At 39.9% G+C, this 25,762-nt stretch carries 24 protein-coding genes, 1 tRNA gene, 1 other RNA gene and 1 pseudogene; 5 read left to right on the forward strand and 22 right to left on the reverse strand.

Annotated elements, in window-relative coordinates; all coding sequences use genetic code 11:
* The first annotated feature begins 322 nt into the window (after positions 1 to 322).
* The gene (locus H5161_RS00480; protein ID WP_182768498.1) at positions 323 to 2,086 is read left to right on the forward strand and encodes a lysophospholipid acyltransferase family protein; all 1,764 of its coding nucleotides are present in this window, start codon (positions 323 to 325) and stop codon (positions 2,084 to 2,086) included.
* 106 nt (positions 2,087 to 2,192) lie between these two features.
* On the opposite strand, the gene H5161_RS00485 is transcribed toward H5161_RS00480, so the two are convergent.
* The 3 genes from H5161_RS00485 to H5161_RS00495 form a co-directional block, all read right to left on the reverse strand.
* A complete protein-coding gene (locus H5161_RS00485; RefSeq protein ID WP_002963038.1) occupies positions 2,193 to 2,897 on the reverse strand; it encodes an NRDE family protein in 705 nt (234 codons plus the stop codon).
* Positions 2,885 to 3,436 (reverse strand): DinB family protein, encoded by a 552-nt coding sequence (locus H5161_RS00490; RefSeq protein WP_182715601.1) that lies wholly within the window; start codon positions 3,434 to 3,436, stop codon positions 2,885 to 2,887. The genes H5161_RS00485 and H5161_RS00490 overlap by 13 nt, the downstream gene beginning before the upstream one ends.
* Positions 3,437 to 3,647: 211 nt before the next feature.
* Positions 3,648 to 3,722, reverse strand: a tRNA-Arg gene (locus tag H5161_RS00495).
* Positions 3,723 to 3,968: 246 nt separating this feature from the next.
* Between H5161_RS00495 and H5161_RS00500 the strand changes: the two genes are divergently transcribed.
* Complete coding sequence (locus tag H5161_RS00500; RefSeq protein WP_039490259.1) at positions 3,969 to 4,151, forward strand: hypothetical protein; 183 nt, start codon at positions 3,969 to 3,971, stop codon at positions 4,149 to 4,151.
* Between the two features lie 3 nt (positions 4,152 to 4,154).
* On the opposite strand, the gene H5161_RS00505 is transcribed toward H5161_RS00500, so the two are convergent.
* The 3 genes from H5161_RS00505 to H5161_RS00515 form a co-directional block, all read right to left on the reverse strand.
* Positions 4,155 to 4,961, reverse strand: a complete 807-nt coding sequence (locus H5161_RS00505) for a phosphotransferase (protein WP_182768499.1) — start codon at positions 4,959 to 4,961, stop codon at positions 4,155 to 4,157.
* Between the two features lie 3 nt (positions 4,962 to 4,964).
* Positions 4,965 to 5,582, reverse strand: coding sequence for a nicotinamide riboside transporter PnuC (gene pnuC / locus H5161_RS00510; RefSeq protein WP_002963042.1), 618 nt, complete (start codon positions 5,580 to 5,582; stop codon positions 4,965 to 4,967).
* A 201-nt stretch (positions 5,583 to 5,783) separates the two neighbouring features.
* Complete coding sequence (locus H5161_RS00515; protein WP_002963043.1) at positions 5,784 to 6,035, reverse strand: hypothetical protein; 252 nt, start codon at positions 6,033 to 6,035, stop codon at positions 5,784 to 5,786.
* 100 nt (positions 6,036 to 6,135) lie between these two features.
* On the opposite strand from H5161_RS00515, the gene H5161_RS00520 reads away from it, so the two are divergent.
* The gene (locus tag H5161_RS00520) at positions 6,136 to 6,375 is read left to right on the forward strand and encodes a DUF2960 domain-containing protein (protein WP_002963045.1); all 240 of its coding nucleotides are present in this window, start codon (positions 6,136 to 6,138) and stop codon (positions 6,373 to 6,375) included.
* Positions 6,376 to 6,406: 31 nt separating this feature from the next.
* On the opposite strand, the gene alr is transcribed toward H5161_RS00520, so the two are convergent.
* The 9 genes from alr to rpsF form a co-directional block, all read right to left on the reverse strand.
* Positions 6,407 to 7,486, reverse strand: a complete 1,080-nt coding sequence (alr, locus tag H5161_RS00525) for an alanine racemase (protein WP_138489606.1) — start codon at positions 7,484 to 7,486, stop codon at positions 6,407 to 6,409.
* The gene (dnaB, locus tag H5161_RS00530; protein ID WP_002963050.1) at positions 7,486 to 8,865 is read right to left on the reverse strand and encodes a replicative DNA helicase; all 1,380 of its coding nucleotides are present in this window, start codon (positions 8,863 to 8,865) and stop codon (positions 7,486 to 7,488) included. The genes alr and dnaB overlap by 1 nt, the downstream gene beginning before the upstream one ends.
* 112 nt (positions 8,866 to 8,977) lie before the next feature.
* Complete coding sequence (locus H5161_RS00535; protein ID WP_182768500.1) at positions 8,978 to 9,916, reverse strand: DUF4097 family beta strand repeat-containing protein; 939 nt, start codon at positions 9,914 to 9,916, stop codon at positions 8,978 to 8,980.
* A 9-nt stretch (positions 9,917 to 9,925) separates the two neighbouring features.
* A complete protein-coding gene (locus H5161_RS00540) occupies positions 9,926 to 10,408 on the reverse strand; it encodes a hypothetical protein (RefSeq protein WP_182768501.1) in 483 nt (160 codons plus the stop codon).
* Positions 10,395 to 10,943, reverse strand: a complete 549-nt coding sequence (locus H5161_RS00545) for an RNA polymerase sigma factor (protein ID WP_002963053.1) — start codon at positions 10,941 to 10,943, stop codon at positions 10,395 to 10,397. Before H5161_RS00545 ends, H5161_RS00540 begins: the two co-directional genes overlap by 14 nt.
* Positions 10,944 to 11,379: 436 nt before the next feature.
* Positions 11,380 to 11,832, reverse strand: a complete 453-nt coding sequence (gene rplI / locus H5161_RS00550) for a 50S ribosomal protein L9 (RefSeq protein WP_182768502.1) — start codon at positions 11,830 to 11,832, stop codon at positions 11,380 to 11,382.
* Between the two features lie 35 nt (positions 11,833 to 11,867).
* Positions 11,868 to 12,095: a 30S ribosomal protein S18 gene (gene rpsR / locus H5161_RS00555; RefSeq protein WP_002962753.1), complete on the reverse strand. Its 228-nt coding sequence runs from the start codon at positions 12,093 to 12,095 to the stop codon at positions 11,868 to 11,870.
* A 12-nt stretch (positions 12,096 to 12,107) separates the two neighbouring features.
* The gene (gene priB, locus H5161_RS00560; RefSeq protein WP_004588456.1) at positions 12,108 to 12,425 is read right to left on the reverse strand and encodes a primosomal replication protein N; all 318 of its coding nucleotides are present in this window, start codon (positions 12,423 to 12,425) and stop codon (positions 12,108 to 12,110) included.
* 43 nt (positions 12,426 to 12,468) lie between these two features.
* The gene (rpsF, locus tag H5161_RS00565) at positions 12,469 to 12,810 is read right to left on the reverse strand and encodes a 30S ribosomal protein S6 (protein WP_002962750.1); all 342 of its coding nucleotides are present in this window, start codon (positions 12,808 to 12,810) and stop codon (positions 12,469 to 12,471) included.
* Positions 12,811 to 13,185: 375 nt separating this feature from the next.
* Between rpsF and H5161_RS20225 the strand changes: the two are divergent.
* Positions 13,186 to 14,385 (forward strand): annotated as a pseudogene (locus tag H5161_RS20225) (alpha/beta hydrolase-fold protein).
* 269 nt (positions 14,386 to 14,654) lie between these two features.
* On the opposite strand, the gene H5161_RS00575 reads toward H5161_RS20225, so the two are convergent.
* Genes H5161_RS00575 through H5161_RS00590 form a run of 4 tightly spaced genes read right to left on the reverse strand, consistent with a single transcriptional unit; the run spans position 14,655 to position 18,935 of the window.
* Positions 14,655 to 15,821 (reverse strand): FAD-dependent monooxygenase, encoded by a 1,167-nt coding sequence (locus H5161_RS00575; protein WP_182768503.1) that lies wholly within the window; start codon positions 15,819 to 15,821, stop codon positions 14,655 to 14,657.
* Positions 15,818 to 17,005 (reverse strand): 2-octaprenyl-6-methoxyphenyl hydroxylase, encoded by a 1,188-nt coding sequence (gene ubiH / locus H5161_RS00580; RefSeq protein WP_182752162.1) that lies wholly within the window; start codon positions 17,003 to 17,005, stop codon positions 15,818 to 15,820. Before ubiH ends, H5161_RS00575 begins: the two co-directional genes overlap by 4 nt.
* A gap of 15 nt (positions 17,006 to 17,020) precedes the next feature.
* Complete coding sequence (pepP, locus tag H5161_RS00585) at positions 17,021 to 18,343, reverse strand: Xaa-Pro aminopeptidase (protein ID WP_182692801.1); 1,323 nt, start codon at positions 18,341 to 18,343, stop codon at positions 17,021 to 17,023.
* A gap of 28 nt (positions 18,344 to 18,371) precedes the next feature.
* On the reverse strand, positions 18,372 to 18,935 hold the full coding sequence (locus tag H5161_RS00590; RefSeq protein ID WP_002962745.1) for a UPF0149 family protein: 564 nt from the start codon (positions 18,933 to 18,935) through the stop codon (positions 18,372 to 18,374).
* A gap of 193 nt (positions 18,936 to 19,128) precedes the next feature.
* Between H5161_RS00590 and ssrS the strand changes: the two genes are divergently transcribed.
* Positions 19,129 to 19,311: non-coding RNA, 6S RNA (ssrS, locus tag H5161_RS00595), on the forward strand.
* A gap of 137 nt (positions 19,312 to 19,448) precedes the next feature.
* Here the strand turns inward: ssrS and H5161_RS00600 are convergent.
* From H5161_RS00600 to H5161_RS00610, 3 genes are read right to left on the reverse strand one after another with little or no spacing between them, the layout of a single operon-like run.
* Complete coding sequence (locus H5161_RS00600) at positions 19,449 to 22,532, reverse strand: efflux RND transporter permease subunit (RefSeq protein ID WP_002962744.1); 3,084 nt, start codon at positions 22,530 to 22,532, stop codon at positions 19,449 to 19,451.
* Entirely contained in the window at positions 22,529 to 23,845 is a 1,317-nt protein-coding gene (locus H5161_RS00605; protein ID WP_182768504.1) for an efflux RND transporter periplasmic adaptor subunit, read from the reverse strand. Before H5161_RS00605 ends, H5161_RS00600 begins: the two co-directional genes overlap by 4 nt.
* Positions 23,835 to 25,250, reverse strand: a complete 1,416-nt coding sequence (locus H5161_RS00610; protein WP_182752163.1) for a TolC family protein — start codon at positions 25,248 to 25,250, stop codon at positions 23,835 to 23,837. The genes H5161_RS00605 and H5161_RS00610 overlap by 11 nt, the downstream gene beginning before the upstream one ends.
* Between the last annotated feature and the right edge of the window lie 512 nt (positions 25,251 to 25,762).

The raw sequence follows: 25,762 nt of genomic DNA on the forward strand, positions 1-25,762 counted from the left end.
TTACATTTAAAGTAGATGTACCTTAAATAGCATTAATTAAGCTTAAAAGTCTAGTTTTTGAGTTGTAAGTAGTGATATATAACTACAAAGGATTACTTGCTGTATCACTCTTATTAGCTGTAGTGGGTAACCTTATTTTATGGATAATTAAAACCCTCTTCTATTTTCTTAATAACCTACAACCATTTAGCACTTAAAAGACTATTTGAGTATTATTTTTACGCTTTTAAACAAACTTAATTAACCTAATTTGAACATAATGTGGTTTTTCCTCGGTCTAAATATACACAACAGCTATAAAAATTTAAGAGCATCAACGTATATGACAAAATTAAACCACCCCGTATCAAACTTAAGTGTAGCGGCAATAAGCACCGTTTCTCCTTTGAGTCATATACTAAAAATAGCCGCTCCGCTGCTCGATAGCCTATTGGGCATCAATAAGCTGCGTGATATATACCTCTGTAATAATTTATCGGGTTTAGATAAACAAGAGTTTAGTGAAAAGCTGTTAAATGTATTAGGTATAAATGTGCTTGGTGCACAAGGTGTTATTGACAAAATACCAAAGCATGGCCCTTGCATAGTGGTATGTAATCATCCTTATGGCATGATTGAGGGCGTAATAATTGCAAATTTACTCACCCATTATCGTAGCGATACAAAAGTTATGGCTAACGTGGGTTTAAAAATATTTAAAGAAATTAGAGACTATTTTATTTTTGCTAACCCACTAAAACCAAAAGCAGCCATTAATACCAGCGCAATAAAACAGTGTTTTAGTCATGTTAAAAATGATGGCTTACTTGTGGTTTTTCCTGCGGGAAGAGTGTCATTTTTTCAACCAGAAAAACAGCGTGTAACTGACGGGCAATGGAATCGCTTAGCCGCTCAACTAGCTTTAAAAACACAAGCTCCTTTATTGCCTGTATTTATTAGCGGTCAGAATAGCTCAACCTTTTATAACTTGGGGCGTGTTTACTACCGATTTAGATTATTAATGCTAATACGCGAATTACTTAAAATTCAAAAAAGCTCTATTAGCTTAAGCGCTGGTAATTTACTTACACCCAAATTATTAAATAAGTTTGAAAAAACTGACGACATAAACGCACTTGCGCGCTTGCAATGTTACTTAAACGATGAGCGCTTTGTAACGCCTTGGCAAGAGGATAACCAATCAACACAGCTCAAAGCCATTATGCAGGAAGTTGATAAAACAAAAATGAAAAATGAGCTTGCTAACTTGCCAAGCGAGCAGCACTTAGTCGACTTTAAAGGTTACTCAGTTTATTACGGCTACCAAGAGCAAATACCTAATTGCGTTACGGAAATAACACGCCTCAGAGAAATAACCTTTCGCACATTAAACGAAGGAAGTGGCGAGCCATGCGACACAGATAAGTTTGATGCGACTTACATGCATTTGTTTATTTTTGATCATAAAAATGAAGAAATTATTGGTGCTTATAGAATTGGACAAACCGATTTATTACAAAAAAATAGCGACGTGAGCGCTCTTTATTTATCGCAAATGTTTAACTTCGAACCTTCTTTTATTAATCAGCAACAGCCGTGCTTAGAAATGGGTCGATCGTTTATAGTTCAAAAACATCAGGGCAGTTACCATGGTTTATTACTGCTATTTAAAGGGATTGGTGCGTTTATGGCGCAAAATCCACGCTATAGGACTTTATATGGCACGGTTTCATTAAGTAAACTTTATGACCCTCGTTCTGTTGCAATTATTGACCATGCAATGGTTAATAACAAACAAGGTGTTAGTGCCAATACGCCTTTTAATAATAAGCTCCACCCAGAGTTTGAATACTTTATTAATGACCACACGTTAAACATAGGCCATGTTTCAGCATTGGTTATGGGAATAGAAGAAGATAAAAAAGACATACCGATTTTATTAAAGCAATACCATAAGCTAGGCGCTCAATTTCATTGCATGGGCATTGATAGCAACTTTAATCACACGCCAGGATTACTTTTAAGTGTGCACCTACCAAGTGCGCCTGAAAAGCTACTTAAGCTCTACCTTGGTGATAAAAAGGATGATTATATAAATCACTCATAATTTTTACCTGCTGTATTAATATAGCAGGTAAAAATTGAGCAAAAAAAGTCGACGCTATTAATTGCGTCGACTTTTTTAGTTATGTAACAGCTATAAAAATATTTAGTTAAGCAGCAGCCACTTTTAAACAACCAATGCTACTAATGAGCTGAGACTGCTTATCAAAATAATTAAAACGTATAGTGTTACCAACTTTAATATGGCTAATACTGACCGTCATTGCATCTTCCCTTAGCATATTTACGCCATATTGCCCTTGTTCGGCTTTACTGTAATGAAACGCTAAAAACTGCTCACTTTCAGGATGTCTTAAATCAATAAGTTGCTTAAATTGTTGTTTACGCTTTTGTGTCACCGTTTCAAGCTCAACACCTGATGACGTAGCAAGTGGTTCAACTTGGCAGTGGATCAACTGCTTTGCATCCCACCTAACAAAAACCACGTTATTGTTATTTATCGATAGTCCATCCGGAAAAATACATAACTTAAAAGGCGCGTAGCCCGATAAATCCATGTTTTGTAATTGGTACAATGCAGGGGCTTTATTGCTCAGTAAATGAGGGATTAACAAACCTCTACTATGCTTTACCGCAGTTATATCAAATACACTTTGGTAATCGTTTAATAATGCGAGTGTTTGCCCAAAATGCGATACCCCAAGCCAAGTACCTCCTCCTTGCGGATCAATGGGGAAAATTGCATTGCCCTGGTGCTTACTTGGAGCGATTGCCGTTTCTCGTGTTTTTTGCTCATCGCGATTAAAAAATAGCTCGTAGCCATCATCAGTTAAAAAGTAGCTTAACGTGCACATTTTAATTTTGCATCGATTTTGGTTGTGCTGGCTGGCTGGCTATTTTCTCTTAAAAAAGTAGCTGTACTTGGTGCTAAACCAAAGCTTTGATCGAGCTGCGACTTTTGAGCAAAAGAAATTTGTGAAATCATCGCGTAATGGTGCACTGCGTGACTGCCTACAAAAATAAGCTCTCGCGCAAGTGATGTGGTTACTGTTTGTACATTTTTGCTTTTAATTGAAACTTCGCTTGAAAGTGATAACGGTTTATTAAAATCATCTGGACTTAGCTGTTCAATCCACGTTGTTATTTCGGCAATTTTTTTTATTGCAGCAGTTGGAGAGTTTTCAATATCTCCTCCTCTTAAGCGGCAATCATAATCTACTTTTTGCGTGCTAAAGCCGGTCATTAAAGATTGATAATGATCGATAATATGTCGCATATGAGCTCCAGCCGAGCTAATAAAGTTAGGAGTGATGACTTGGGAATAGTCCTCTTTAGTTACACCTTCAAGATAAGCGTGTCCTTGAGCTAGTATCTCTAATTGACTATTTAACATTAAATCGGTCTTCCTCATTTATCACTAAAACTTATATGCAAATAATTACAACATGATTTTTGGATGCTAATTTTGCATTGTATAAATAACTAGAAAGCTGTTTTTAAAATTAACTTTCAAAGTTTTTGCAGTAAATGCATTTTTAAATACAAGAGTAATTAATAAGAAGCTAGGTAATATAGAGAGGATAATTAATACATATAAAAGCAAATGGCGCTCTCGGTAGGGATCGAACCTACAACTCAGCCTCCGGAGGGCCACGTGATATCCATTTCACCACGAGAGCACATTTGTTGCCGCCACACCAACTCGCGATATCAGTGCTTTAGCACCCGCAATGATAAAGAGATCTTTAAATAAATACCAGTAAGATCAGCTTATATGCTTATTAATTAAACTCTTTTAAATAAAACACTTCACAAAGGCTTAAAAACACGCTATTTATTCTTATTAGATAAGAAACAGTAACGGTTTAGTAACATTAAAATTATGATTGTCGCTGTGAGGATTAGTTTAATACGAGGAAATAATAATGAGTTTAATGTCTACTGAGCAAGTCGCTGAATTTTTAGGTGTAAAAGTAGAGCGTGTAAAACGTCTCTCTAGAGAAAGTTTATTAATTGCTAAATCTGAAGACGAGAATGGCGAACCACAATTTGATGCGGCCGAAGTAACAAAGTACAAAGAGCTCGCTGAACGCTTTGGTGGTTTGTAACTTTTATAAAAAAGTATTAGTAACAAGTTTATTTAGCTGCGCACGTAACATTATAGATTCACAGGTTATGTTGCGCTCCTCATACCAAGCAATACATAACACCAAAAAAAACAGTTTATAGTAATTTAGCTTATCTATTGATGGGTAAAACGTGCTTGTTTTATCAACGCTATTTTTATAGTTGTTTAACAATGTACTGTCACTGCTCTCATTAAGATTAAAGCTCACTGCAAGGGCTGCCAAATCAAAATATACATCGTTAGTTTGCGCGTACTCAAAATCAATTAAATACATGCCCGAAGCATTTACAATAATGTTATCTTTTACCAAGTCATTATGACAAAAGCCTTCATCAAATTGCATGGCTGCAACTACTTTGAGTGCCTGCTCTATTTGAGGTTTATATTGCGTATATACGCCGGTGCTTTGATAAAAATGCAGCTCTTTAGCTATATCCATTGGCGCAGTAGACACTTTGTAATTGTGCACTTGAGCAAGTTTATTAATAAAGCTAAGCGTTATATCCGATTGCGCTGTATTACCTTCAATATAATTAAATACCGCACGGCTATTCTTTTTATCGAGCCAAACAGGCGCAGGACATATATTAAGCTTACTTAAAAAACGCTGTGCTTCAAGTCCTATGGCTGGCCAATGGCTTTTATAACACTTTAATAAATACCCTTGTTGTTTGGTACGTATTAAAAAATTATCGTTACTAAAACCATTTAGTAGTCGCTCGCTTGAAGTAACGCTAGTAGGCTCTATAAACGCCCTACACATTTTTACTAGCTGATTATGCTCAATCATTAATTAAAGCTGAGCTAGCGGCTTAGCTTGGCTTTGTTCGTACTCTTCGTACCAAGTTTTAAAGCCCCACGCGGCCATAATGGTATAAAATATAAAGAGCGCAAGCGTTGGGTAATAGCCTTTTTCATAATATAAATACATGGAAGCTGCATCTATTACAATCCAGTACAGCCAGTTTTCGAGGACTTTTTTAGCAACTAAGTAAGTAGTTACTACGGCAAAACACGTTGTGAAACTATCAAGATAAGCAAAATCGGCATGCGTATAGTTTTGCATAACGTAACCAATTGTAATTGCAGCTACGGTTGTTAAACTAATTAAAACAGCATGACGGTTTATCGACCACGATGTAATATTTAAATTTTCAGCTTTGCCTTTTCTCCATACAACCCATCCAAACACAGCCATATACATATAATAAAAATTAAGTAACGACTCCATGAGCAATGCGCCATTCCAGTACATAATTGTATAAATGAGCGTGCTAAAAAATGCCGCCGGCCAACACCATAAGCTTTCCTTTATTGCCAATAATAAGTACGCCATCGACAATCCTACCGCAATGTATTCCCAATGCGACATTGCTGTAAAACCGCTTAAGGTTTGTGTTAAAAAGTCCATATTATGCAATCACCGTTTAGTTGCGCCATTTGTTATACCAATCTGCTTATATACGGGGTCTATTTAACGTTAAGAAAATCACGCTAAAACTAGGCAAAAATTTTTGTATCTAGTTGTTCTAAATAAAAAATTTTTAACGACGTTATAGTGCAATTTAATTCGTTAAATTGATCAAAGATTTATGCAGATTGGTATTATAGATTATTCAGGCGATAAGTCGCCAGAGAGAAACTTACATACAAAAATAGCTTTACCAAATTCTTCATATGAGCGCTTAATTTCGGTATTTAACACCTGCATTACTAAATCATAATCACCAAAAATTTGCGTTGATAGCGTATTAGTAATCACTTTTAAATTTTCGTATTCGTTTAAGCGGTCAATAAAGCCTTTAATAAACGGAATGTAATCTTGGTGAAGTGGATATTTACTGATCTCTACTGATAATTTCATTTTAAACTCTACTTTTTAATTATTTGATTTAAACAAATCATTCAATGCCAGTTCAATACAGTGTAAAATTATACTAACACTCAATTTAACTGAGCTTATTATGGCACGCAGAATAACGTATACATTTAAAAACCAACCGCGCGAAATTAACTTCGCAAAAGATAAATACCACGACATGTATCAAGCTATTGCTGCTGCCGAGGGTATTGATTTAACAAATTACTTAAACATGGTACGCCAAATAGAAATGACCTCAAAAGGGTCTGCTTCTGTTCGTAACTTTCGCGACCAAGAATTTGCCCGTATGGGCTTTAGCGACATTTACTTTATAAAAGAGTAATTATACCCAATTGGTATACGCTAAAAACTAACTATGGCTGATACTCATAACTTACGCGTGGTGTAATATTACATAATAGCTCGTAAGGAATAGTATCAGCGCACAGTGCTATTTCTTCAACTGGAAGCTCAGGGCCCCACATAGTGACTCTGTCGCCAACTTTAATATTATGTTCATTAGCGCCTATATCAACGCTGATCATGTCCATAGCTACGCTTCCTACAATACCATAACGCTGCTCACCAATTATTACCGGTGTCCCCTCTTTAGCATGCCGAGGATAGCCATCGCCATAACCCATAGCTACAACAGCTAACTTGGTTGGTTTATCGCTTTTCCAACGACCACCATACCCAACAGCCTCATTAGCAGGCACATCTCGTACTGCAATTACGCGCGTAGTTAAGCGCATAACTGGTTTTAATTTGTGTTGCTGCCCAATACTATTTGCCATTGGCGATACACCATAGAGCATAAGCCCAGGACGTACCCAATCGCCATGACCGCTTGGCCAGGCAATAATACCAGCCGAATTTGATAAACAATGCGCTTGGTCAATGCCATTCACTAAATTATCAAACAACGTAATTTGTTGAACCGTTTTAGCATTATCAACGTCATCAGCACACGAAAAGTGGGTCATTAAATTAACGGTATTTTTAGCGTTAGGTGTTTTTTGCAAGCGGTTATAAAACGCTTCAAACTGCTCTGGCGCAATACCTAATCGGTGCATACCTGTATTTACTTTTAACCAGCATGTTATTGGTGCATCTAGCTTTGCTTTTTCAAGCGCCGCTAATTGGTACTCATCGTGAATAATAGTTTGAAAATTGTTGGCGAGCAGAATCGGTAAGTCGGCTTTGTTAAAAAAGCCTTCTAGTAAAACAATTGGTTTTGTTAAGCCCCCAGCTCGAAGGGCAAGCCCTTCATCTATACGTGCCACAGCAAATGCGTCAGCATTATTTAAATGCTGCGCAATCGTTACTAATCCATGCCCGTAAGCATTTGCTTTTAGCACCGCCATCACTTTGCTGTTAGGTGCAAAGCCCTTAACTTGCGCTAAATTATGCGCAAGTGCCGTTAAGTTAATTTCAGCAGTGGCTAAGCGCATTAGTAATCGTCATCTACCGCTGGTCCCGCGTAATTATCAAAGCGAGAAAATTGACCTTGGAATGTTAAACGCACTTTACCAATTGGGCCGTTACGTTGTTTACCTATGATGATTTCAGCAATACCTTTATCAGTACTGTCTTCGTTGTAAACTTCGTCACGGTAAATAAACATGATTAAATCGGCATCCTGCTCTATCGACCCTGACTCACGTAAATCTGAGTTAATTGGGCGTTTATCGGCACGTTGCTCTAGCGTACGATTTAGCTGCGAAAGCGCAACAACCGGACATTTTAGCTCTTTTGCTAGTGATTTAAGTGAACGCGAAATTTCAGCAATTTCAAGCGTTCGGTTATCAGCAAGGCTAGGTACACGCATTAGCTGCAAGTAATCGACCATGATCATACTAATGCCGCCGTGGTCACGCGCAATACGACGTGCACGAGAGCGAACATCGGTAGGTGTTAAGCCCGAGGCATCATCAACATACATTTTGCCTTTTTCCATCAACAAGCCCATTGTTGATGAAAGTCGCGCCCAATCGTCATCATCCAACTGACCTGTACGTACCTTAGTTTGGTTAATACGGCCAAGAGACGCTAGCATCCTCATCATAATTTGTTCTGAAGGCATCTCTAGCGAGTAAATTAGCACGGGTTTGTCTTGAGTCATTGCGGCATGTTCTGCAAGGTTCATCGCAAAGGTGGTTTTACCCATAGATGGACGCGCTGCCACAATAATTAAGTCAGACGGTTGCAGGCCCGTTGTCATTTTATCAAGATCGGCATAACCTGTACTTACACCCGTTACACCATCTTGTGGCGATTGATAAAGCTCTTCTATTTTATCAACGGTTTTTTCGAGTATGTTATGAATACTTTGCGGGCCTTCCGTACTTTTTGTACGTTGCTCGGCAATTTTAAATACTTTGCTTTCGGCAAAGTCGAGTAAGTCGTGACTAGTACGCCCTTCGGTATTAAAACCCGCTTCGGCTATTTCATTTGCCACGCCAATCATTTCACGTACAACAGCACGCTCTCGTACAATGTTTGCGTAGGCATCAATGTTGGCTGCACTTGGGGTGTTTTTAGCAATTTCGGCTAAGTAAGCAAAACCACCAATGCCTGCAAGTTTATTATTTTTTTCTAAACTTTCAGAAATAGTGATTAAATCTATCGGATCGCCAATCTCAGCAAGTGCCGTCATCGCCTCAAAAATTAACTTGTGCGTGCGGGTATAAAAATCCTGTGATACAACAAGCTCAGCTACGCGGTCAAAAGCTTGGTTATCAAGCATTAAGCCACCTAAAACAGATTGTTCAGCTTCTATTGAATGGGGAGGAACTTTAAGAGTATCGACTTGCTTATCTGGTTTGGCCATAACTTCACAGTAGTAAAATTGAATGGCTCTATTCTATCGACTTGCAGGGGCTGTGCAAATAGAAAAGCAGGAAATCTTTCCTGCTTTTTGTAATCGTGATGGGGAATGAGTGTTATTTGGTACGAAGCTCTATTCGTCCACTAATGGTATCCATTTCGACATTTGCATTACCGCCATTAATACTAAACTCTAAATCACTGGCTGGGCCATATTTAGCTTTACTGGCTTTGTCACTACTGACTTTGTTAATGATTTTACCATTAGCATGGGCTTTAATTTCAAACTTTGCTGATACACTTTGTGGGAAATAAAAGTCGGCATCACCACTTACTGATTCAAAACGTACATCACCGCCTTTTAAAAGCTCGTTAATCTGTACTTCTGCTTCGCCATTGACCGTATTAATACGTAGGTTTTTAATAGTCGATAGCGTAAATTCTATATCGCCATTTACGTTTTCAAGGCGTACATCATTAGCGCTTGAAGTTGATTTAATATCACCATTAACAGCGCTAAAACGCAGCTCACCACTTGATTGCCTATCGTTAATTTCACCATTTACGGTTTCAAACTGAATATTCCCGTTTAAGTTCTCAGCGTTTACATCACCATTTACAGTGGTGAGCTTAATGTTGCCAGTAATATCATCTACCGTAATTTCGCCGTTAACCACATCAACTTCTGCGCCATTTTTAAGCGCCTTAGCAGTCACCGATACATTAACGCCAGCAAACGCTAAACTACTGCTTTTAGGCATAAATATAGTTAGGTTTGAGCCGTCACCACTATTACCCCAATTTGATTTACGGGGCATTTTTACAATAAACTGTGTTTTATCACCACTTGTTTTAAGCTCATAACCCTGTGCTTTATCATCAAGCTCGCCAGATACTTTAAATTCGTTTTTATCCCAGCCTGTAATATGTATATCACCGCGTTGGTTTTCAATAAAAATAGTGCCGCCACTTGGTACGTCTATTTGCTTATCTATTTTTTCACCCGCAAATGCCGCCAGTGGAAATAAGCTCAGTCCTAATAAAATCGCTTTCATATCGTACTCCTAAATGTGCTGCCAACGTGGCGCGTGCACCTTGTTAATTAAATCAAGTTGTTGTTGATATATTTGCGCTAACATTGTCAGTAGCGCTTGGTTTTGTGGTTCGTTTTCAAGAGCTTGCTTTATTGCTTGCTCAGCTTCTTCAAGTTCTTGTAGTTGCGTTTGCCAGTTAGTGGTTAATGCTTCTTTATTTTCGTATTCAACTAACAAACTATTTTTTTGAGCCGAAAAGTAATCACTTATAGCCACTACGGGCTGTGGTTCAGGTGCTATAACAAATATATTAACAGCAATTAAAGCAGCCACAGTACACGCTGCTATTGCCGTTAGTTTTGGCCAAATAATAGTGCTGTTTGGGTTCTGCTTATTATTAACAATTGCTCGCTCAATCCCCGCCCATAAATCTTTTTGTGGCGTAATTTCTTTATCAAGCGTGTTTAATGACTTGTTTAAGTAGTCGCTAAAGTTTGGTTTACTCATTTTCATACCACTCTTGTAATAACTGCCTAGCACGATGATATTGTGACTTACTTGAACCAACAGCCATACCTAATTGCTCCGCGATTTCCTCGTGCCTATAACCTTCAATAGCAAATAATACAAATACCATACGTGCGCGCTCAGGAAGCCTTACTATTAACTTATCGAGGCCATTTAAGCCTTTGCAGTCGTTAGCTGATTGCTCATCCATACCGCTGTGTTCAATACTTACTACTTTTTGTAACCAGTTTTTTTGCTTGCGCAGGTAACTTATCGCTACATTACTGGCAACACTATATAGCCAAGTAGAAAACTGCGAACGCCCATCAAATAATGCTATTTTATGCCATACCTGTACAAATACCTCTTGGGCGGCGTCTTCGGCGTGTGCTTGGTCTGCTAATAAGCGTAAACATAAACCGTATACTCGTTTTATATGTAACTCATAAAGCGTTGTGTATGCGCCTTGATCACCCGATTTAACTCGCTCAATGAGTGCAGCTTCGCACAAAGGCGTTGGTTCGGGTTTAACGTGTAACATCCGTGATGCCGCCTTTTAATTATTATTGTTGAGTTGCTATTTAAGTGTATTAATAAGTTAGACGTAATGACAGTTCGAAAAGGTTTAAAAGGAATGAAAAAATAATTGAATAAAAAGTGGCTTATGCGAGGCTTTATACCAATTCGCTTAATTAAGTGATCTATTTTGAGGATGGAAAAACGTGTTGATAGCTAGACAAAAAATTCGCTATTTAGTTGTTCTCGGCAATTGCTCCTGCATTGCTCTACCTTCTGCATCCATGCAGTCGTAAATGAGAATTTTTTAACACAGGTAGCGACACGTTTAGCCCCGCAAAATGATTAAGTATTATTGCGGATTGGTATTATTTAACTGTGCCCTCAACTAATGAAGTTAGCCAAATTATAGGCACAAAAAAACCGTGCTAATAGCACGGCTTTTTTAGCTTAATTAAAAATTAAGCTTCAGCGATTACGATTACTTTGATAGTAGCCGTTACCTCTGAGTGAACTGAAATTGATACGTCAAATTCACCAGTCTCACGGATAGTACCTAGAGGCAAACGAACTTCTGACTTAGCAACTTCAACACCAACAGCTGAGATAGCGTCAGCGATGTCACGAGTACCGATTGAACCGAATAACTTACCTTCGTCACCAGCTTTAGATACTAATGTAACTTCTGCTAATGCTTCTAGTTTTTCAGCGCGTGCTTGTGCAGCAACTAACTGTTCAGCGATTTTCGCTTCAAGTTCTGCACGACGAGCGTCAAACGTTTCAATGTTAGCTTTAGTCGCAGGAACTGCCTTACCTTGCGGGAAAAGGAAGTTACGTGCGAAACCAGATTTAACTACAACCTGTTCACCTAGGCTACCTAGGTTAGCGATCTTATCTAGTAGAATAACTTGCATGTTTCTACACCTTTTAAAAACTGTTAATCCGCTGCTTACTTATGTAAGTCAGTGTATGGAAGAAGGGCTAAGTAGCGAGCACGCTTAATAGCAGTTGCTAGCTGGCGCTGGTATTTAGCGCTAGTACCTGTGATACGGCTAGGTACGATTTTGCCACTTTCTGTAACATAGTTTCTAAGAGTAGCTAGATCTTTGTAATCGATTTGTTGTACGCCTTCCGCTTTAAAGCGGCAGAACTTACGACGTCTGAAATAACGTGCCATGAGATTAATTCCTCAAATAATTCTTTCTATATGCTGAGCATGCAAAACCAATTGGCTAAGGCCGTTACGACCTTCGTGGCGATTTAAAAAACCACTCACTTGCAATGCCTGCCCAACGTGCAAATGTTGAGTCTGTTGTTGCATTTGCTTTCCACTGGCAACTACCTGAAGCCTCACATAACTATTACGGTTAAGGTCTGCTTCGGTTTGCATTGATTTATGTTCTACAACAAAAATACAATGCGGGATGCCAGCAGGGCTTTGGCTAAACTTGGGAGTTTTACAAACTACCCCAGATATAACCAGCTGATTCATATATGGGCTAACCATTATAATAACTGCAGATTACATGCCATGCTAGGACTCAAAACAATTAAGCAGCTGGTGCTTCTTTCTTCTCTTCTCTTGCAAGAGGAGACGCTTCAGTTACAGCATTTTTAGTACGCATAACTAAGTTACGAAGCACTGCATCGTTGTAGCGGAAAGTAGTTTCTAGCTCGCTGATTACTTCAGTAGGTGCTTCAACGTTCATAAGAACATAATGAGCTTTATGAAGCTTGTTGATTGGGTAAGCCAATTGACGGCGGCCCCAGTCTTCAAGACGGTGGATAGTACCACCAGCTTCAGTGATAGAACCAGTATAACGTTCGATCATACCAGTTACTTGCTCACTCTGATCAGGGTGAACCATGAATACGATTTCGTAATGACGCATGGATATTCCTTACGGTTAATAGAGCCTTCTACCGTTTCGGCCGGTCGGTTTAAGGCAAGGAATTAATAGTTTAAAAGCCGAAATGAGCGCGCATTTTACGCTTAGACGGATAATTAAGCAAGCAGGTTTTTTAAGCTTTTATAGATAAGAGTTTAAAGGCAATTATTACGAGCTTCGCTCATCCCGTTAGCAAGCCGTAGGCCTAAAGGAAAAGCTAAACTCGCAGTTTAATATTTATCATATACGCCAAGCTTGCGTGCGTAAAAAGCGCAGCTTTGAATTACTTAAGTCTAACACCTGCCTCAAAATATAAGTATTTACTCAAACTTAAAGCCGTGCAATTATTAAGCAATACATTATTAAATAAGGATATTTATGAAGCTCTTACTATCGCTTGTATTAATACTTACTTTTAGTACACCATTTTTAAGCCACGCAAAAACCAATACAACTGACATAACCGTTGGTAAAAAAGTCATTCTGCAATCAAAAATACTTAACGAAGACAGACCCATTAAAATTTTCATACCTGACACTGTAAAAGACGATCAGCCGCTTTATGTTATTTATTTACTTGATGGTGTTGAGCACTTTCATACGGCGTCTGGTGTTATTAAATCCCTTGTTGATTACGAGCAGATACCTAATGCCTTGCTTGTTGGTATTGATACAACTAACCGCGTTCGTGATTACTTACCTAAAGTAGATGGTGAGCCTAAAACTGAGTTTCAAACCTTTGTAAAAAATAAATGGCCTGAAGCGGGGCAAACTGACGAGTTTTTGAAATTTGTTTCTGACGAACTTATGCCATACATAAATTCTAACTACTCAACTAACGGCTACAACACGTTAATTGGCCACTCTAATGCAGGTACTTTAGCGCTTTATACTTTAGTTAATCAGCCTGAGTTATTTAATAACTATATAGCTATAAGCCCAAACAGTTGGTGGAGTGATGAAGAATTAAAAAATAATATTATAAAATACACTAAAAGCCCTAAAGGCGGTCAATCGTTATTTATTAGTGTAGCAAGTTAAGGGTCACGCTTTTATACAGGTGTATTAAATACTTTAGTAAATTTAGAACAACAAATGCCAACACAGCTAAAATGGGAATATAAGCATTACCCTACTTTTAGTCATATGGGCACCATACTACCAGCCCTTAGCGATAGCCTAATTCACTTATTTGGCGACCTAATTTTTAACGTTACTGACGAGCACGGAAGATTTGCTGATGTATCGCTTATTACAGGTTACTACCAAGCACTGAGTGATAAATATGGGTTTGAGCTTAAAATTCCACAAGATGTATATGTAGAATTTGCTCATAGCCAGCAAAAATTTGGTAACACAGCCAAAGCTGTTACCACGCTTAAACACTTTACTACCCATTACCCAAATGCAGCCTATTCTCACATGCGTTTATCGCAAGGCTATACTGCAAATAAGCAGTTCAAAGAGGCCGTCACCAGTATGAAATACGCATTAGAACTTGCTAAGCAAAACTCACGCGACCCGCAGTTAATTGATGCACTCAAAGATATGGTGAATGAAGCACAAGAGAATTTGTAACTGATTTAACAAAGCACTTTTTAGCTAACGATAGTAATTACGAGCTACGCTCGTCGCGTCAGCAAGCTAAACGCCTACAGGTAAAATTAAGCTCAGTGTTAAACTTTGCATGTAGACGCCGAGCTTGCTCGCGTGAAAAGCGAAGCTTTTAATATATTTAAAACCACCATAAAACAAAAACCGATGTTTAAATTAAACATCGGTTTTTTTAATCAAGCTCATCGCTTTACTTTATCCGTTGGGTTTCGCTTCGCTCAACCCAACCTACGTTACTTTCCTATCGCTTCTTTGGCGAACAGGTGTTTTATTGGGCCTAAATTATCAACTAATGATAGCCCTACTCCGCGGATAAGTTTTTTAACCGGGTTTGCACCTTCAAATAGCTCTTTTAACCCTTGCATCATGGCTATGTGCTTTTGCGCATCGAGCTTACGGGTACGTTCGTAATCGCGAAGTGTGCGCGTGCTTGCAAACTCCTTACTATCACTTGTGAGTAGCTCAATTAAATAAGCCGCATCTTTTAGGCCTAGATTCATACCAAGCCCTGCAAGTGGATGGATTGTATGTGCAGCGTCGCCAATGAGTACCACTTTGCCTGAAACCCATTGCTGGGCGTAGCGCATTTTAAGTGGAAAAGCAGCGCGTTTGCTTTGCACTTCACACAGCCCGCATTGGCCATCTATGGCTGCCATTACGGCTTTATTAAAGCTGCTGTCGTCCATTGCAAGCAGCTCATCGCAGTGGTTTGGGCTAGTAGACCATACTATTGAATGGGTATTTGCATCGCTCAGAGGTAAAAATGCCAGCGGCCCGGTTGGTAAAAACACTTGGCGTGCGGTGTTTTCGTGCGGCTCTTTGGTTTTTACGGTTGCGACTAGCGCATGGTGATCGTAATCTTTAAAGCTAAGTGCCATATTAAATTGTTTGCGAATAGCTGAGTTTGCCCCATCAGCGGCCACCAGCAGTTTTGCAATAATTGGCTCGCCACTTTTAAGCGTTATAAATACATCTGATTCGCTTTGATGTATTTGCTGATACTGCGTATCAAACATTAGTGTTGCGCTGCTTTGTTGCTCTAGCTCTTTTATAAGCGCGTAGCGGATAATGTCGTTTTCAACAATATGGCCTAAATGCTCAAGCTCAAGTTGTTTGTTATCAAACGCTATTTTGCCAAAACTGTCGGCATCGCGTACATCCATATGCGTATAAGCGCACGCTCGCTGTGCGATAATTTCTGGCCATACATTTAATTGCTCAAGCAAGGTTTGACTTGCAATGCTTAGCGCACTTACGCGCAAACCATATTCGTCAGTTGGCAACGCTTGTGTTGGTGCGCCGTCGAGTACAACGACGCTTATATCGGCTTTTGCCAATCCAAGTGCTAGTGTTAGCCCTACGCAGCCACCACCTACAATACAAACCTGTGCTTGCTTCATAAACGCCTACCTTGTTTAACTTGCCCCATTAACTGTTTGGCTAATGGCGCTTTTAATGCGGGAAATAAATCCATCGAAAACAACCCAATACTGCGCCCCAATGCGAGCACTCGCGATGAGTTTGAAAAAAGCCTAACAAGTGCATCGGTTAAGCTCATTACGGTTTTTATGTCATCACTGCGCTTTTTAGAATATTCACGTGTAAACGCATAGCTGCCTAAACCGTGTTGGCTGTTTGCTATTAAATTACTTAGTACTTGCACGTCGCGAAGGCCTAAATTAAAACCTTGCCCTGCAATAGGATGAATAGCATGTGCGGCATTACCAATAACCACTGTACGGTGCGCAGTCAAAGACTCGACTTGCCCGTAAACGAGCGGGTAACTCGTGCGCATGCCTACTTTAGTAAATTGACCACCGCGATAACCAAACGCACTTTGTAGGGCACTTATAAAGTCTTGTTCATTAAGTGCCATGTGCTGTTCAACCTGATCTTGGCTCATACACCACACCAACGAATAACGGTTATTGCTCATGGGTAATAACGCCATAGGCCCGCTTTGTGTAAAACGCTCAAAGGCATGATTATTATGCCCACCAGCTACTTCTACATTGGCAATAATTGCGCCTTGTTCATAAGGCTGGGTATTAAAGCCAAGCTCAAGTAAATTACGTGTGGGTGATTGTGCACCATCAGCAATAACCAATAGCGCTGCGCTTAATTGCTCGCCGCTTTGCAGGGTAAGTGTATTGCTGTGCAGGGTTTGCTCAATGGCAATTACGCTATCGGGGCACAAAAGCGTAATATTTGATTGCGTTAAACGCAGGTGGAGCGCTCGGCCAAAAGGGTTAACTTCTACTACGTAACCAAGTGAAGGTTTAGCAAATTCGTCGCAATTAATGTGCGCTTTGCCAAAGTGGCCTCTATCAGACACGCTCACTTTTTTGATTGCGGCGGTGTAAGGGGCATTTTGTTCAAATAAATTGAGGCTTTGTAAATACTCTACCGATTGCTGAGCAAGTGCAATGCTTCTGTCGTCAAAGCTTGGGTGGTAGTCGCCGGTAACTTGATTAGCTTCTACAACGGCAATATTTAACGCGGGATTAGTTTTAGCCACACTTAACGCGCAGCTTGCTCCCGCTAAACCACCGCCAATAACAACTACATCAAACTGCTTAGCCACTTTACTCTCCGAGCTTTATACGTTTTTAGCACTTTGCATAAGTGCTTCTATATCGCTAATTTTTTTAGGCACGCTTAGGGTCAAGTTTTCATGGCCTGTTTCGGTAACTAGCAAGTTATCTTCAATACGAATACCAATGCCTTTGTATTTTTGCGGTGCGCTTGAGTCTTCGCTGATATAAAGCCCAGGCTCTATGGTGAGTACCATACCGGGCTCAAATGCACGCTCAACGTTATTTACTTTGTAATCGCCAACATCATGCACATCTAAACCAAGCCAATGCCCAAGCCCGTGCATGTAATATTCTTTACATGCCCCTTTTGCCATTAGCTCATCAAAGTCGCCGGTTAAAATACCTAAATCAAGTAAACCTTGGGTCATTACTTCCATTGCTAGTTTATTAGCATGCGACATGTAACCACCTGGTTTTACTTCATCAAAAGCAACTTCTTGCGCTTTAAGTACAATATTGTAAAGCGCGGCTTGCTCTTCGCTAAATTGTCCATTTACTGGAAAAGTACGGGTAATATCGGCGGCGTAACCTTGTAGTTCACAACCGGAATCTATAAGTACCAGGTCGCCATTTTTTAATACGTCGCTATTTTGCGTGTAATGTAAAATATTGGCGTTGTCGCCACTACCAACAATTGTGCCGTACGCCGGGTGCGGCGCACCATTCATGGCATAATGATGATGCAGCTCAGCCTCTAGCTGAAATTCAGTAGCTCCGGGGTGTGAAAAACGCATAGCGCGCATATGCCCTCGCGCACTAATTTCACAGCCTTCTCGCATAACATTTACTTCGCTTGGCGATTTAAACAAACGCATTTCATGAATAAGGCCGCGTATTTCTTTTAAAGTACTCGGTGCTTTGAGGCCTTTTCGCGCACCACTTCTAAGTGTACCTAGTAACGTAAACACTTTGGTATCAAATGAAGGATAAGCACCTTGTGCAAAATAAATCGCATCTTTTTCATTTAGTATATCGAGCAGCTTATCGTTTAATTCACTTAGCGGGTAAGCTTCATCAAACAAGTAGTCGCTTTTAGCTTTATCAAAGCCAACTCTGCGGCCATGCCAAATTTCTGCAAGCTTGTCTTTATCTAGGCAAAATAAAGTACTGGGTGCATCGCTGTTGTTACATAGTACAAGTACAGCGTCGGGTTCGTTAAAGCCTGTTAAATAGAAAAAGTCGCTATCTTGTCTAAATGCATATTCGGTATCGCGGCTACGCGTCACTTCGCTCGCAGCGGGAATAATAGCAACACTATTTTTATCCATTTGCGCAAGTAAACGCTCACGGCGTGCTTTAAATTCTGACTTTTGTACTTCAACCATTATTAACCAACCCGTTTAACTTTTTAAACTAATGAAGTGTTTTTTTAGTACTTTGCGTGTTTTGCTCTTTACCAAGCTCTGCAAAACAAAGTAGTGCTGATACGCGCACATATTCAATCACTTCGTGCAGCGCTTGGCTGTCTTCTTCGGTTTCTTCAAAAGTGGTATCTAGGCGAGTGATTTCGCTAAAGTCAGTAATAACTTCTTTAACATCGCTTGATAACTTACCGTAATCTTTTTGCTTTAAGCCAAAACCAAGCATAAACCCTGCTACCCATGATACGAGGCCATTAGCCTGATCGATGAGTGTTTCGTCATCGTTTGGTAAAAATAAATCAAACTGAAATTCGTCATCATTAAAGCTCGCAACTACTTGCTTATAAATAGTGCCAAAAAATTGCTTTAAATCGTTACTAAATGATTCACCATCGTTAAACACATCGCTCAAAAGGCCTAAGTATTCTTTGTCGTCAATGGTTAAACCACACGCAAGTAAACCACTAATTACACCATGCGCTTCGGCAGGTGATACAAATATTTCGTTTTTCTCTAAAAGCAGTTGAGCTTTTTCGTAATCGGGTAAATCGTTCATAATCGAATCTTCGCTTTGCAAGTTAAGGCAATGCTACCACTCGATAAAAAGCAACTCCAATTAATTGTATGATCAAGCTCAAAAACCATGCGATAAAGTAAATGACGAGTTAAAGATGCGGGAAAACTAAGCGAACGGTTTAATTTTTTACGTTTAGGGTTTAAGGATTGGATTATGTCTTATATACTTAAATTGTTCCCTGGGGTACCGGAGCTTGGTTAAGTCCCTGAGCCGATAAATTTTATACCAGGATTTCTGTTCGTCTACTATTGTGCAAGCTCGGCATGTACCGAGAAGCCTACGGTAAACCGCAGATTTCCGCCCTGAAACCTTCTGGTTTCAGGACTGAAACCGGGTACCGTATCTTGGGGAACACCTTCTTATTTTTATACTCCCTCTTATTACTTATTCATTTTTTTGCTATACCTTCGTACATTATTTTTATAATTTTTGGCAAAAAAAAGCTGCAAGCAATTTCTTACTTACAGCTAAATTTTAAATGCTTACGCTTATTTACTTAAACCAACCTTGAAAGCGCTCCATCATCATGTAGTTTATTGGCACTAACAATAAAGTAATAAAGGTCGCAAAAATAATCCCAAACCCTAAACTTACCGCCATAGGTATTAAAAACTGCGCCTGAGTCGCTTTTTCAAATAATAACGGCATTAAGCCAATAAAGGTCGTTAAACTTGTTAGCATTACAGGGCGAAAACGCGATGCACCGGCAAGTTTAACTGCATCTAGTAATTTGCCGCCTTCACTGCGCTTTTTATTGATAAAATCAACTAGTACAAGGGAGTCATTTACTACCACCCCAGTTAGGGCGAGCATACCAAGCAAGCTCATAATGGTTAAATCCATGCCCATAATCCAATGCCCGACTACAGCACCTATCATGCCAAATGGAATTACACTCATTACTATAATTGGCTGTAAGTAAGACTTAAGCGGTATCGCTAATAGCGCATAAATTATGAAAAATACAAACACAAGTGCCCAAGCCAATGAGCCAAACGACTCTCGCTGCTCTTTAGCCTCACCTTCTAGTTTGTAATCTACTCCAGGATATTGCTGCATTAACTCATCTAAATACTCCGTTAGGTCAGCCTGAAGTATGGTCATGTTGGTGTTATTTTTTTCGATATCCGCTGTAACATTTAAAGTACGGTAGCGGTCTATTCGGTTAATAGTTGACGGGCTTTGCCCTGCGGTAAGGGTTGCAACATGCGATAACGGCACCGAACCACCAGTAGGTGTATTGATGAGTATATTTTGTAAATCGGCAACTGAGCGGCGCTCGTCTATAGGCAAGCGAACCATTACACGTACATCATCACGGCCGCGCTGAATACGTTGTACTTGCGAGCCAAAGAACGAGTTACGCACTTGACCTGCAACATTAACTCTATTTAAGCCCAGCGCTAAGCCTTGCTGCGTAAGCTCTATTTGTAACTCTTCTTTACCATCAGACATGCTATCGGCAATATCAAATACCGTTGGGTAGGTCGATAAACGGGTTTTAATGTGATCAGCCACGTCTTGTAAAATAGTCAACGAAGTCCCGCTAAGCTGAACATCAATTGGGTCAGAACTTCGGCCAATTTCAGCTCTAAACGTTAAGCTTTCAGCGCCTGGAATGACACCAATTAAATCGCGCCATTCGCTGGCAAGCTCTCTTGATCCTATGTCTGATTCACGCTTTTCAGCCGGTGTTATTTCAAAGCGTACAGAACCTGAATTAGATACACCACCGCGCCCGCCTGTTGTGGCTAATATATTTAAAATAACGCTTTCACCTGTATCTGGGTCGCGGTATTTTTCTTGTAATTGCTGCGCCTTTTGCGACATATCAATTACGTATTTATTAGTGACTTCAAACGGCGTACCTGTTGGTAGTGTTAAGTTAACGCGGACTGTTTCGCTTGGTATACGCGGGAAAAATACAAACTTAGTCCAACCACTAGTGATCATGGTTAAAATTATTATAAACACACCAACAAACAAACTTACCGAAGCCAATTTATGGCGCAGTGCTAAATTTAAAGTGGGTTGGTAATATTTTAAAATCGCGTTTTCAAATCCATCTGCAAAACGCTGTTGAATAACATCAAACTTTGAAGGTTCGCCTTTTTCGTGGCGTAGTTTTATATATTTTAAATGTGCGGGTAGTACAAATTTAGATTCAATCAATGAAAACAATAATACCGGAATAACCACTACCGGTATTTGTGCAAACAAAGCACCGCGCGCCCCTTCAATAAAGGCCAAAGGTAAAAAGGCGGCAACGGTAGTTAATACACCAAATGTTACTGGTGTTGCGACTTCTTGAGTACCTAAAATTGCAGCTTGCTCGCCCGACTTAGCTGTTTTTAAATGGGTATAGACATTTTCGCCAGTAACTATGGCGTCATCAACAACAATCCCAAGTACTAATATAAAGCCAAATAAGCTCATAATATTAAGGGTTACGCCAAATATAGGCATCGCTATAAACGCGCCCATAAACGAAACCGGAATACCAATAAATACCCAAAATGCAATTGCAGGTCGTAAAAACAAAGTAAGTAAAGCAAGTACTAAAATACCGCCTTGTAGGGCATTGGTCGTTAGTGTGGCAATTCGACTTTTAACCAGCTCCGAATCATCATCCCAGTAACTTAGTTCAAATCCTTGTGGAAGGGAGCTTTGTTGCTCTTTTATGTAATTTTTAACTTCGTCAGCAACAGTAATCGCACTTTGCGGACCAATTCTATATACGTCGATAAATGCAGCCTGCTTACCATTAAAACGAGTACGCACTGGGGTTTCTTCAAAATCGTCTTTAATTATTGCAATATCGCCTAAACGAATAATCGTGCCGTCAGCTTGGTTTTTAACAACAATATTGGCAAATTCATCTTTACGATATGCTTGCCCTTTAGAGCTTATAAGTACGTCCCCACCTTCAGTTTTTAAGTTACCAGCAGAAATATCAGAGCTTGAATTAGCAATGGCACTCGATATTTGTGCCAAACTTAAATCGTACTGGCGAAGAACGTCTTGGCTTACTTCAATGGCAATTTCGTAATCACGAACACCACTTAGCTCTACCTGCGTCACATTTGGTAAACGTAGAATTTGATCGCGTACTGTTTCTGCGTATTCACGGGTTTCTTTTTCGCCGTAATCACTTGATACGGTAACCGCGATAACTTCGCGAATTCGCTCCGCAAGCGCGACTATTGGCTTTTCAGCATCGGCTGGAAAGGTGTTAATTGCATCTACACGACTTTTAATATCGGCTAAAAGCTCACGCGGGTCGTAGCCCGTTTCAACTTCAATTGTTACAGAGCCTGAGCCTTCAGAAGAGCGGCTAAATATTTGCTTAATACCTTCTAAATCTTGTACGGCTTCTTCTATACGAATTGTTACGCCTTGCTCTACATCCTCTGGTGTTGAGCCGCGCAAACTTACGTTCACGCTTATCATGTCGGTTTCGAATGAAGGGAATACTTCAAGCGGTATTTTAGTCGATAAACTAAAAAGCCCCGACAGCAGCAACGTTACTAGCAATAAGTTAGCAGCAACATGGTTTTTGGCAAACCAAGCTATCATGGCTTATCTCCTTGCTTTGCTGGACGGCGTTTTTTTAACTCTTCAACACTAATACCAAGCTCTTTTGCTTTTTGTTCAAGCTGCTCTGGAGTCAGACGCTTTCCTTTACCTTGCCCATTCACTCCACGGCTTTTAGGTTGATCTGCGCTTTGTTCACCTAAAATACTTACTTGAGTTCCTGAACTTACTTGGCCAAGTGGAGTAATAACAAGCTTATCATTTGCGTTTAAACCGGTTTTTATCATCGCCTGAGTCGCATTTTGCCAAGCTAGTGTGATGTCTTTGCGCTTAAGTACGCCACCTTCAACAATGTAAACGTACGTTCCTTGATAAATTGTACTGTTAGGAATTATAAGTGCGTTAGATACTGTTCTGCCGGTAATTTGCGCTTTTATATACTGCCCAATTTTTATTGGGTACTGGTTATTTGCTGTTGCTTTATACGGGTCATTAATTTTAGCAACTACATAAAGCTGCTGTGCGCCTTCATCTATAGCACCTTCTGTGCGTGCTAATTGACCTTGCCACGTTTGCTCACCTACTAAGTCAGAAGTAAATTTAACAATTGAACCCGCTTGGTTTTTAGCACCATCGCGATACTGCTCTGGTAAATTTACAAATGGGAGATCTTTATTTTTAATTGGTAAGCGAATCTCAACGCTATCGATTGCGTAAATGGTAGCTAACTGTGTGTTGTTTGTAACAACTTGCCCTAAATCAACACTGCGGCTAAGTATACGCCCCGCATATGGCGCCGTTACTTTAGTGCGCTCTAAATCAAGCATCGCTTTTTCAAGTGCTGCCTGCGCTGACAAAACCTCAGCTTCAGCGGCTGCTAGTTGTGGCTCACGTAGTACTAAGCTGCTTGCTTGATTTGAGCCGCCAAGGCGCTTCCAATCGGTAATAGCTTGTTGCCCACGCGCCTTCTCTTCTAGCAAACCTTGCTCTGCTGTTAATAAATTGGCTTGAGCAGATTTAACTTCAGCCTGATGATCTCTGTCGTCTAGTTTTAAAAGTACATCGCCTTTTTCAAAAAAACCGCCTTCTCTAAAGTCATCACTTACTTCAATTATTTGCCCTGATGCCTGAGCCACTAACAAACTTTGTGTACGTGGTTTTACCGTACCGTAGCTGTCTATCATAACCTGATAATTTTGTGGTTTTAGCTCAAGCGCAGCCACACTTATTGATGCCTTAGGAGGTGCCCCAAAGCGTTTAGCCTCAGGCGTGTTATTTTTAATAAACATAACAATTAAAATAGTGGCAACTATAACCACCGCTGGAATAATAATTTTTGCTGTTTTAGTTTTCATCGTTATTGCTCTTTAGTTCACTTGAGGGCTTTGCAAAATCACCACCAAGGGCAATGTGTAAGTTAATTCTATTGGCTATTAATTGGTTTTTAATATCGATTAAGGAGCTTTGGGCGTCAAAAGAACGGTCTTGGGCATCAAGCACAGTTGTATAAGTCACCAAGCCACTTTGATACTGCTCAAACGACAATTGCTCTGCAGCAAGTGCGTTTTCTTGTGCCTCTAATGTGCTTGTATATTGAGCTTTGAGGGACTGCTGCTGCGAAATTGCATTTTCAACATCGCCAAACGCGTCATAAAGCGTTTGTAAATAAAGCTGCTCTTGCTTTTGAGTATTAAGACGCGCTATTTCTTCGTTGGCTTTTAAGCGCCCTCCTTCAAAAAGTGGCGCTGAAATACTACCTAATAAAGACCATGCAAGGCTTGATGGAGAAAACAAGTCGCTTACTCTGTCGGTGCTATCACTTAATGAAGCTGTTAAATCTAAACTTGGAAAGCGTTGTTTATGCGCATATGCCAATGATGCGTCGGCTGCTAAAAGCTCATACCAACTTGCACGTAGAGTAGGTTTTCGCGTTATAAGCTCAGAAGGTAATCCTAGAGGAATATCGGTATTAATAACAGGTAAGTCACTACTAGCAGTAATGGCACCTTTTGGGTATTCACCAAGTAAACGCTCAAGTACACGTGCTGATGCCGATAAACTCGCTGTTTGAGTGGCAATGCGAGAGCGTTCATTATTAAGCTCATTACGCGCTAAATACACATCGAGCGCTTCGTTTATGCCTTGGCGATAGCCAGCTTCAATAATATCGAGATTTTGTTGTGAGTTGGCTTCGCGACGCTTAAATAAATCCAGTAATTGCTGCGCCGTAACCACATCAAACCAACCTGTTACTACATCAGCAACAAGTTGCTGTTTAGCTTGTTCAAACCGTGCCTGCTGAGCTAAATAGTTAAGATTAGCTTCGCGCTTGGCGTCAGAGAGTTTACCCCATAAATCAACCTCGTAAGTTAAGTTTAAACTAGCTGAGCTTGCGTTGTCGTAACTTACAGGGCGGTTGTCTTTACTACGGCTTGTACGTGTTGATAAATCAAGGCTTGGCCAAAGTGCAGCGCCCGAGACTATAAGTTGCTGCTTTTGAATTTCAACATCATAACTCGTTTGCAAAAGCTGTTGGTTATTTTTAAGTGCTTGTTGTACAAATTTATTAAGCGTAGGATTTTGTAATTGTGTAAGCCATTGCTCTTGTACTTTTAATACTGAGCTTGATGCTTCTTGCTGCCATTGCTGAGGCATATTATTAGGGACTTGCATGCGCTGAGACGAGTTTAAATCACTCGCACAGCCGCTCAGCAGCATCACACTAATTGCCAGTAGGGTTGGCTTGCATTGCCAGATCATAATTAAACCTAAATTACTGCTATTTATGAACGTAATTCAAGCACTTTGGCAAATTTTGCTCAACTTACTTTACATAACATTACATAGCTAGCGATGAATTAACATAATAGCCAGTTATACGGTAAAAATGAGTAAATGATCAGCAATTTTTAATACTAAAATTAACTTTTTGTAATGTGTTTAAGAGATTAACTATACAAAAACAAAAAAGCCCCGCTATAAGCGAGGCTTTTAAATAAATGGTGCCGACTAACGAAGTCGAGCGGGTAACTTATACAGACTACTTATTACAAGTTAGTTGCTTTAAGTTACCTAAAATAAATGGTGCCGACTAACCGAGTCGAACGGATAACTTATACAGACTACTGATTACAAGTCAGTTGCTTCAAGTTACCTAAAATAAATGGTGCCGACTAACCGAGTCGAACGGATAACTTATACAGACTACTGATTACAAGTCAGTTGCTTCAAGTTACCTAAAATAAATGGTGCCGACTAACCGAGTCGAACGG

This window comes from Pseudoalteromonas sp. SG43-5, from assembly GCF_014164345.1.
GTDB classification, from domain to species: domain Bacteria; phylum Pseudomonadota; class Gammaproteobacteria; order Enterobacterales; family Alteromonadaceae; genus Pseudoalteromonas; species Pseudoalteromonas distincta.

Bases quoted from the DNA above. Each gene is read 5' to 3' on its own strand.
- H5161_RS00520 (WP_002963045.1), top strand. From the start codon at position 6,136: ATGGCACGCAGAATAACGTATACATTTAAAAACCAACCGCGCGAAATT.
- rpsF (WP_002962750.1), bottom strand. From the start codon at position 12,810: ATGCGTCATTACGAAATCGTATTCATGGTTCACCCTGATCAGAGTGAG.
- H5161_RS00535 (WP_182768500.1), bottom strand. From the start codon at position 9,916: ATGAAAGCGATTTTATTAGGACTGAGCTTATTTCCACTGGCGGCATTT.
- alr (WP_138489606.1), bottom strand. From the start codon at position 7,486: ATGCGCTTAGCCACTGCTGAAATTAACTTAACGGCACTTGCGCATAAT.
- H5161_RS00610 (WP_182752163.1), bottom strand. From the start codon at position 25,250: ATGATCTGGCAATGCAAGCCAACCCTACTGGCAATTAGTGTGATGCTG.
- H5161_RS00540 (WP_182768501.1), bottom strand. From the start codon at position 10,408: ATGAAAATGAGTAAACCAAACTTTAGCGACTACTTAAACAAGTCATTA.
- pnuC (WP_002963042.1), bottom strand. From the start codon at position 5,582: ATGGACTTTTTAACACAAACCTTAAGCGGTTTTACAGCAATGTCGCAT.
- H5161_RS00590 (WP_002962745.1), bottom strand. From the start codon at position 18,935: ATGAACGATTTACCCGATTACGAAAAAGCTCAACTGCTTTTAGAGAAA.
- H5161_RS00600 (WP_002962744.1), bottom strand. From the start codon at position 22,532: ATGATAGCTTGGTTTGCCAAAAACCATGTTGCTGCTAACTTATTGCTA.
- H5161_RS00500 (WP_039490259.1), top strand. From the start codon at position 3,969: ATGAGTTTAATGTCTACTGAGCAAGTCGCTGAATTTTTAGGTGTAAAA.
- H5161_RS00515 (WP_002963043.1), bottom strand. From the start codon at position 6,035: ATGAAATTATCAGTAGAGATCAGTAAATATCCACTTCACCAAGATTAC.
- H5161_RS00545 (WP_002963053.1), bottom strand. From the start codon at position 10,943: ATGTTACACGTTAAACCCGAACCAACGCCTTTGTGCGAAGCTGCACTC.
- H5161_RS00480 (WP_182768498.1), top strand. From the start codon at position 323: ATGACAAAATTAAACCACCCCGTATCAAACTTAAGTGTAGCGGCAATA.
- H5161_RS00505 (WP_182768499.1), bottom strand. From the start codon at position 4,961: ATGATTGAGCATAATCAGCTAGTAAAAATGTGTAGGGCGTTTATAGAG.
- H5161_RS00605 (WP_182768504.1), bottom strand. From the start codon at position 23,845: ATGAAAACTAAAACAGCAAAAATTATTATTCCAGCGGTGGTTATAGTT.
- rplI (WP_182768502.1), bottom strand. From the start codon at position 11,832: ATGCAAGTTATTCTACTAGATAAGATCGCTAACCTAGGTAGCCTAGGT.
- priB (WP_004588456.1), bottom strand. From the start codon at position 12,425: ATGGTTAGCCCATATATGAATCAGCTGGTTATATCTGGGGTAGTTTGT.
- H5161_RS00490 (WP_182715601.1), bottom strand. From the start codon at position 3,436: ATGTTAAATAGTCAATTAGAGATACTAGCTCAAGGACACGCTTATCTT.
- dnaB (WP_002963050.1), bottom strand. From the start codon at position 8,865: ATGGCCAAACCAGATAAGCAAGTCGATACTCTTAAAGTTCCTCCCCAT.
- pepP (WP_182692801.1), bottom strand. From the start codon at position 18,343: ATGGTTGAAGTACAAAAGTCAGAATTTAAAGCACGCCGTGAGCGTTTA.
- H5161_RS00485 (WP_002963038.1), bottom strand. From the start codon at position 2,897: ATGTGCACGTTAAGCTACTTTTTAACTGATGATGGCTACGAGCTATTT.
- rpsR (WP_002962753.1), bottom strand. From the start codon at position 12,095: ATGGCACGTTATTTCAGACGTCGTAAGTTCTGCCGCTTTAAAGCGGAA.
- H5161_RS00575 (WP_182768503.1), bottom strand. From the start codon at position 15,821: ATGAAGCAAGCACAGGTTTGTATTGTAGGTGGTGGCTGCGTAGGGCTA.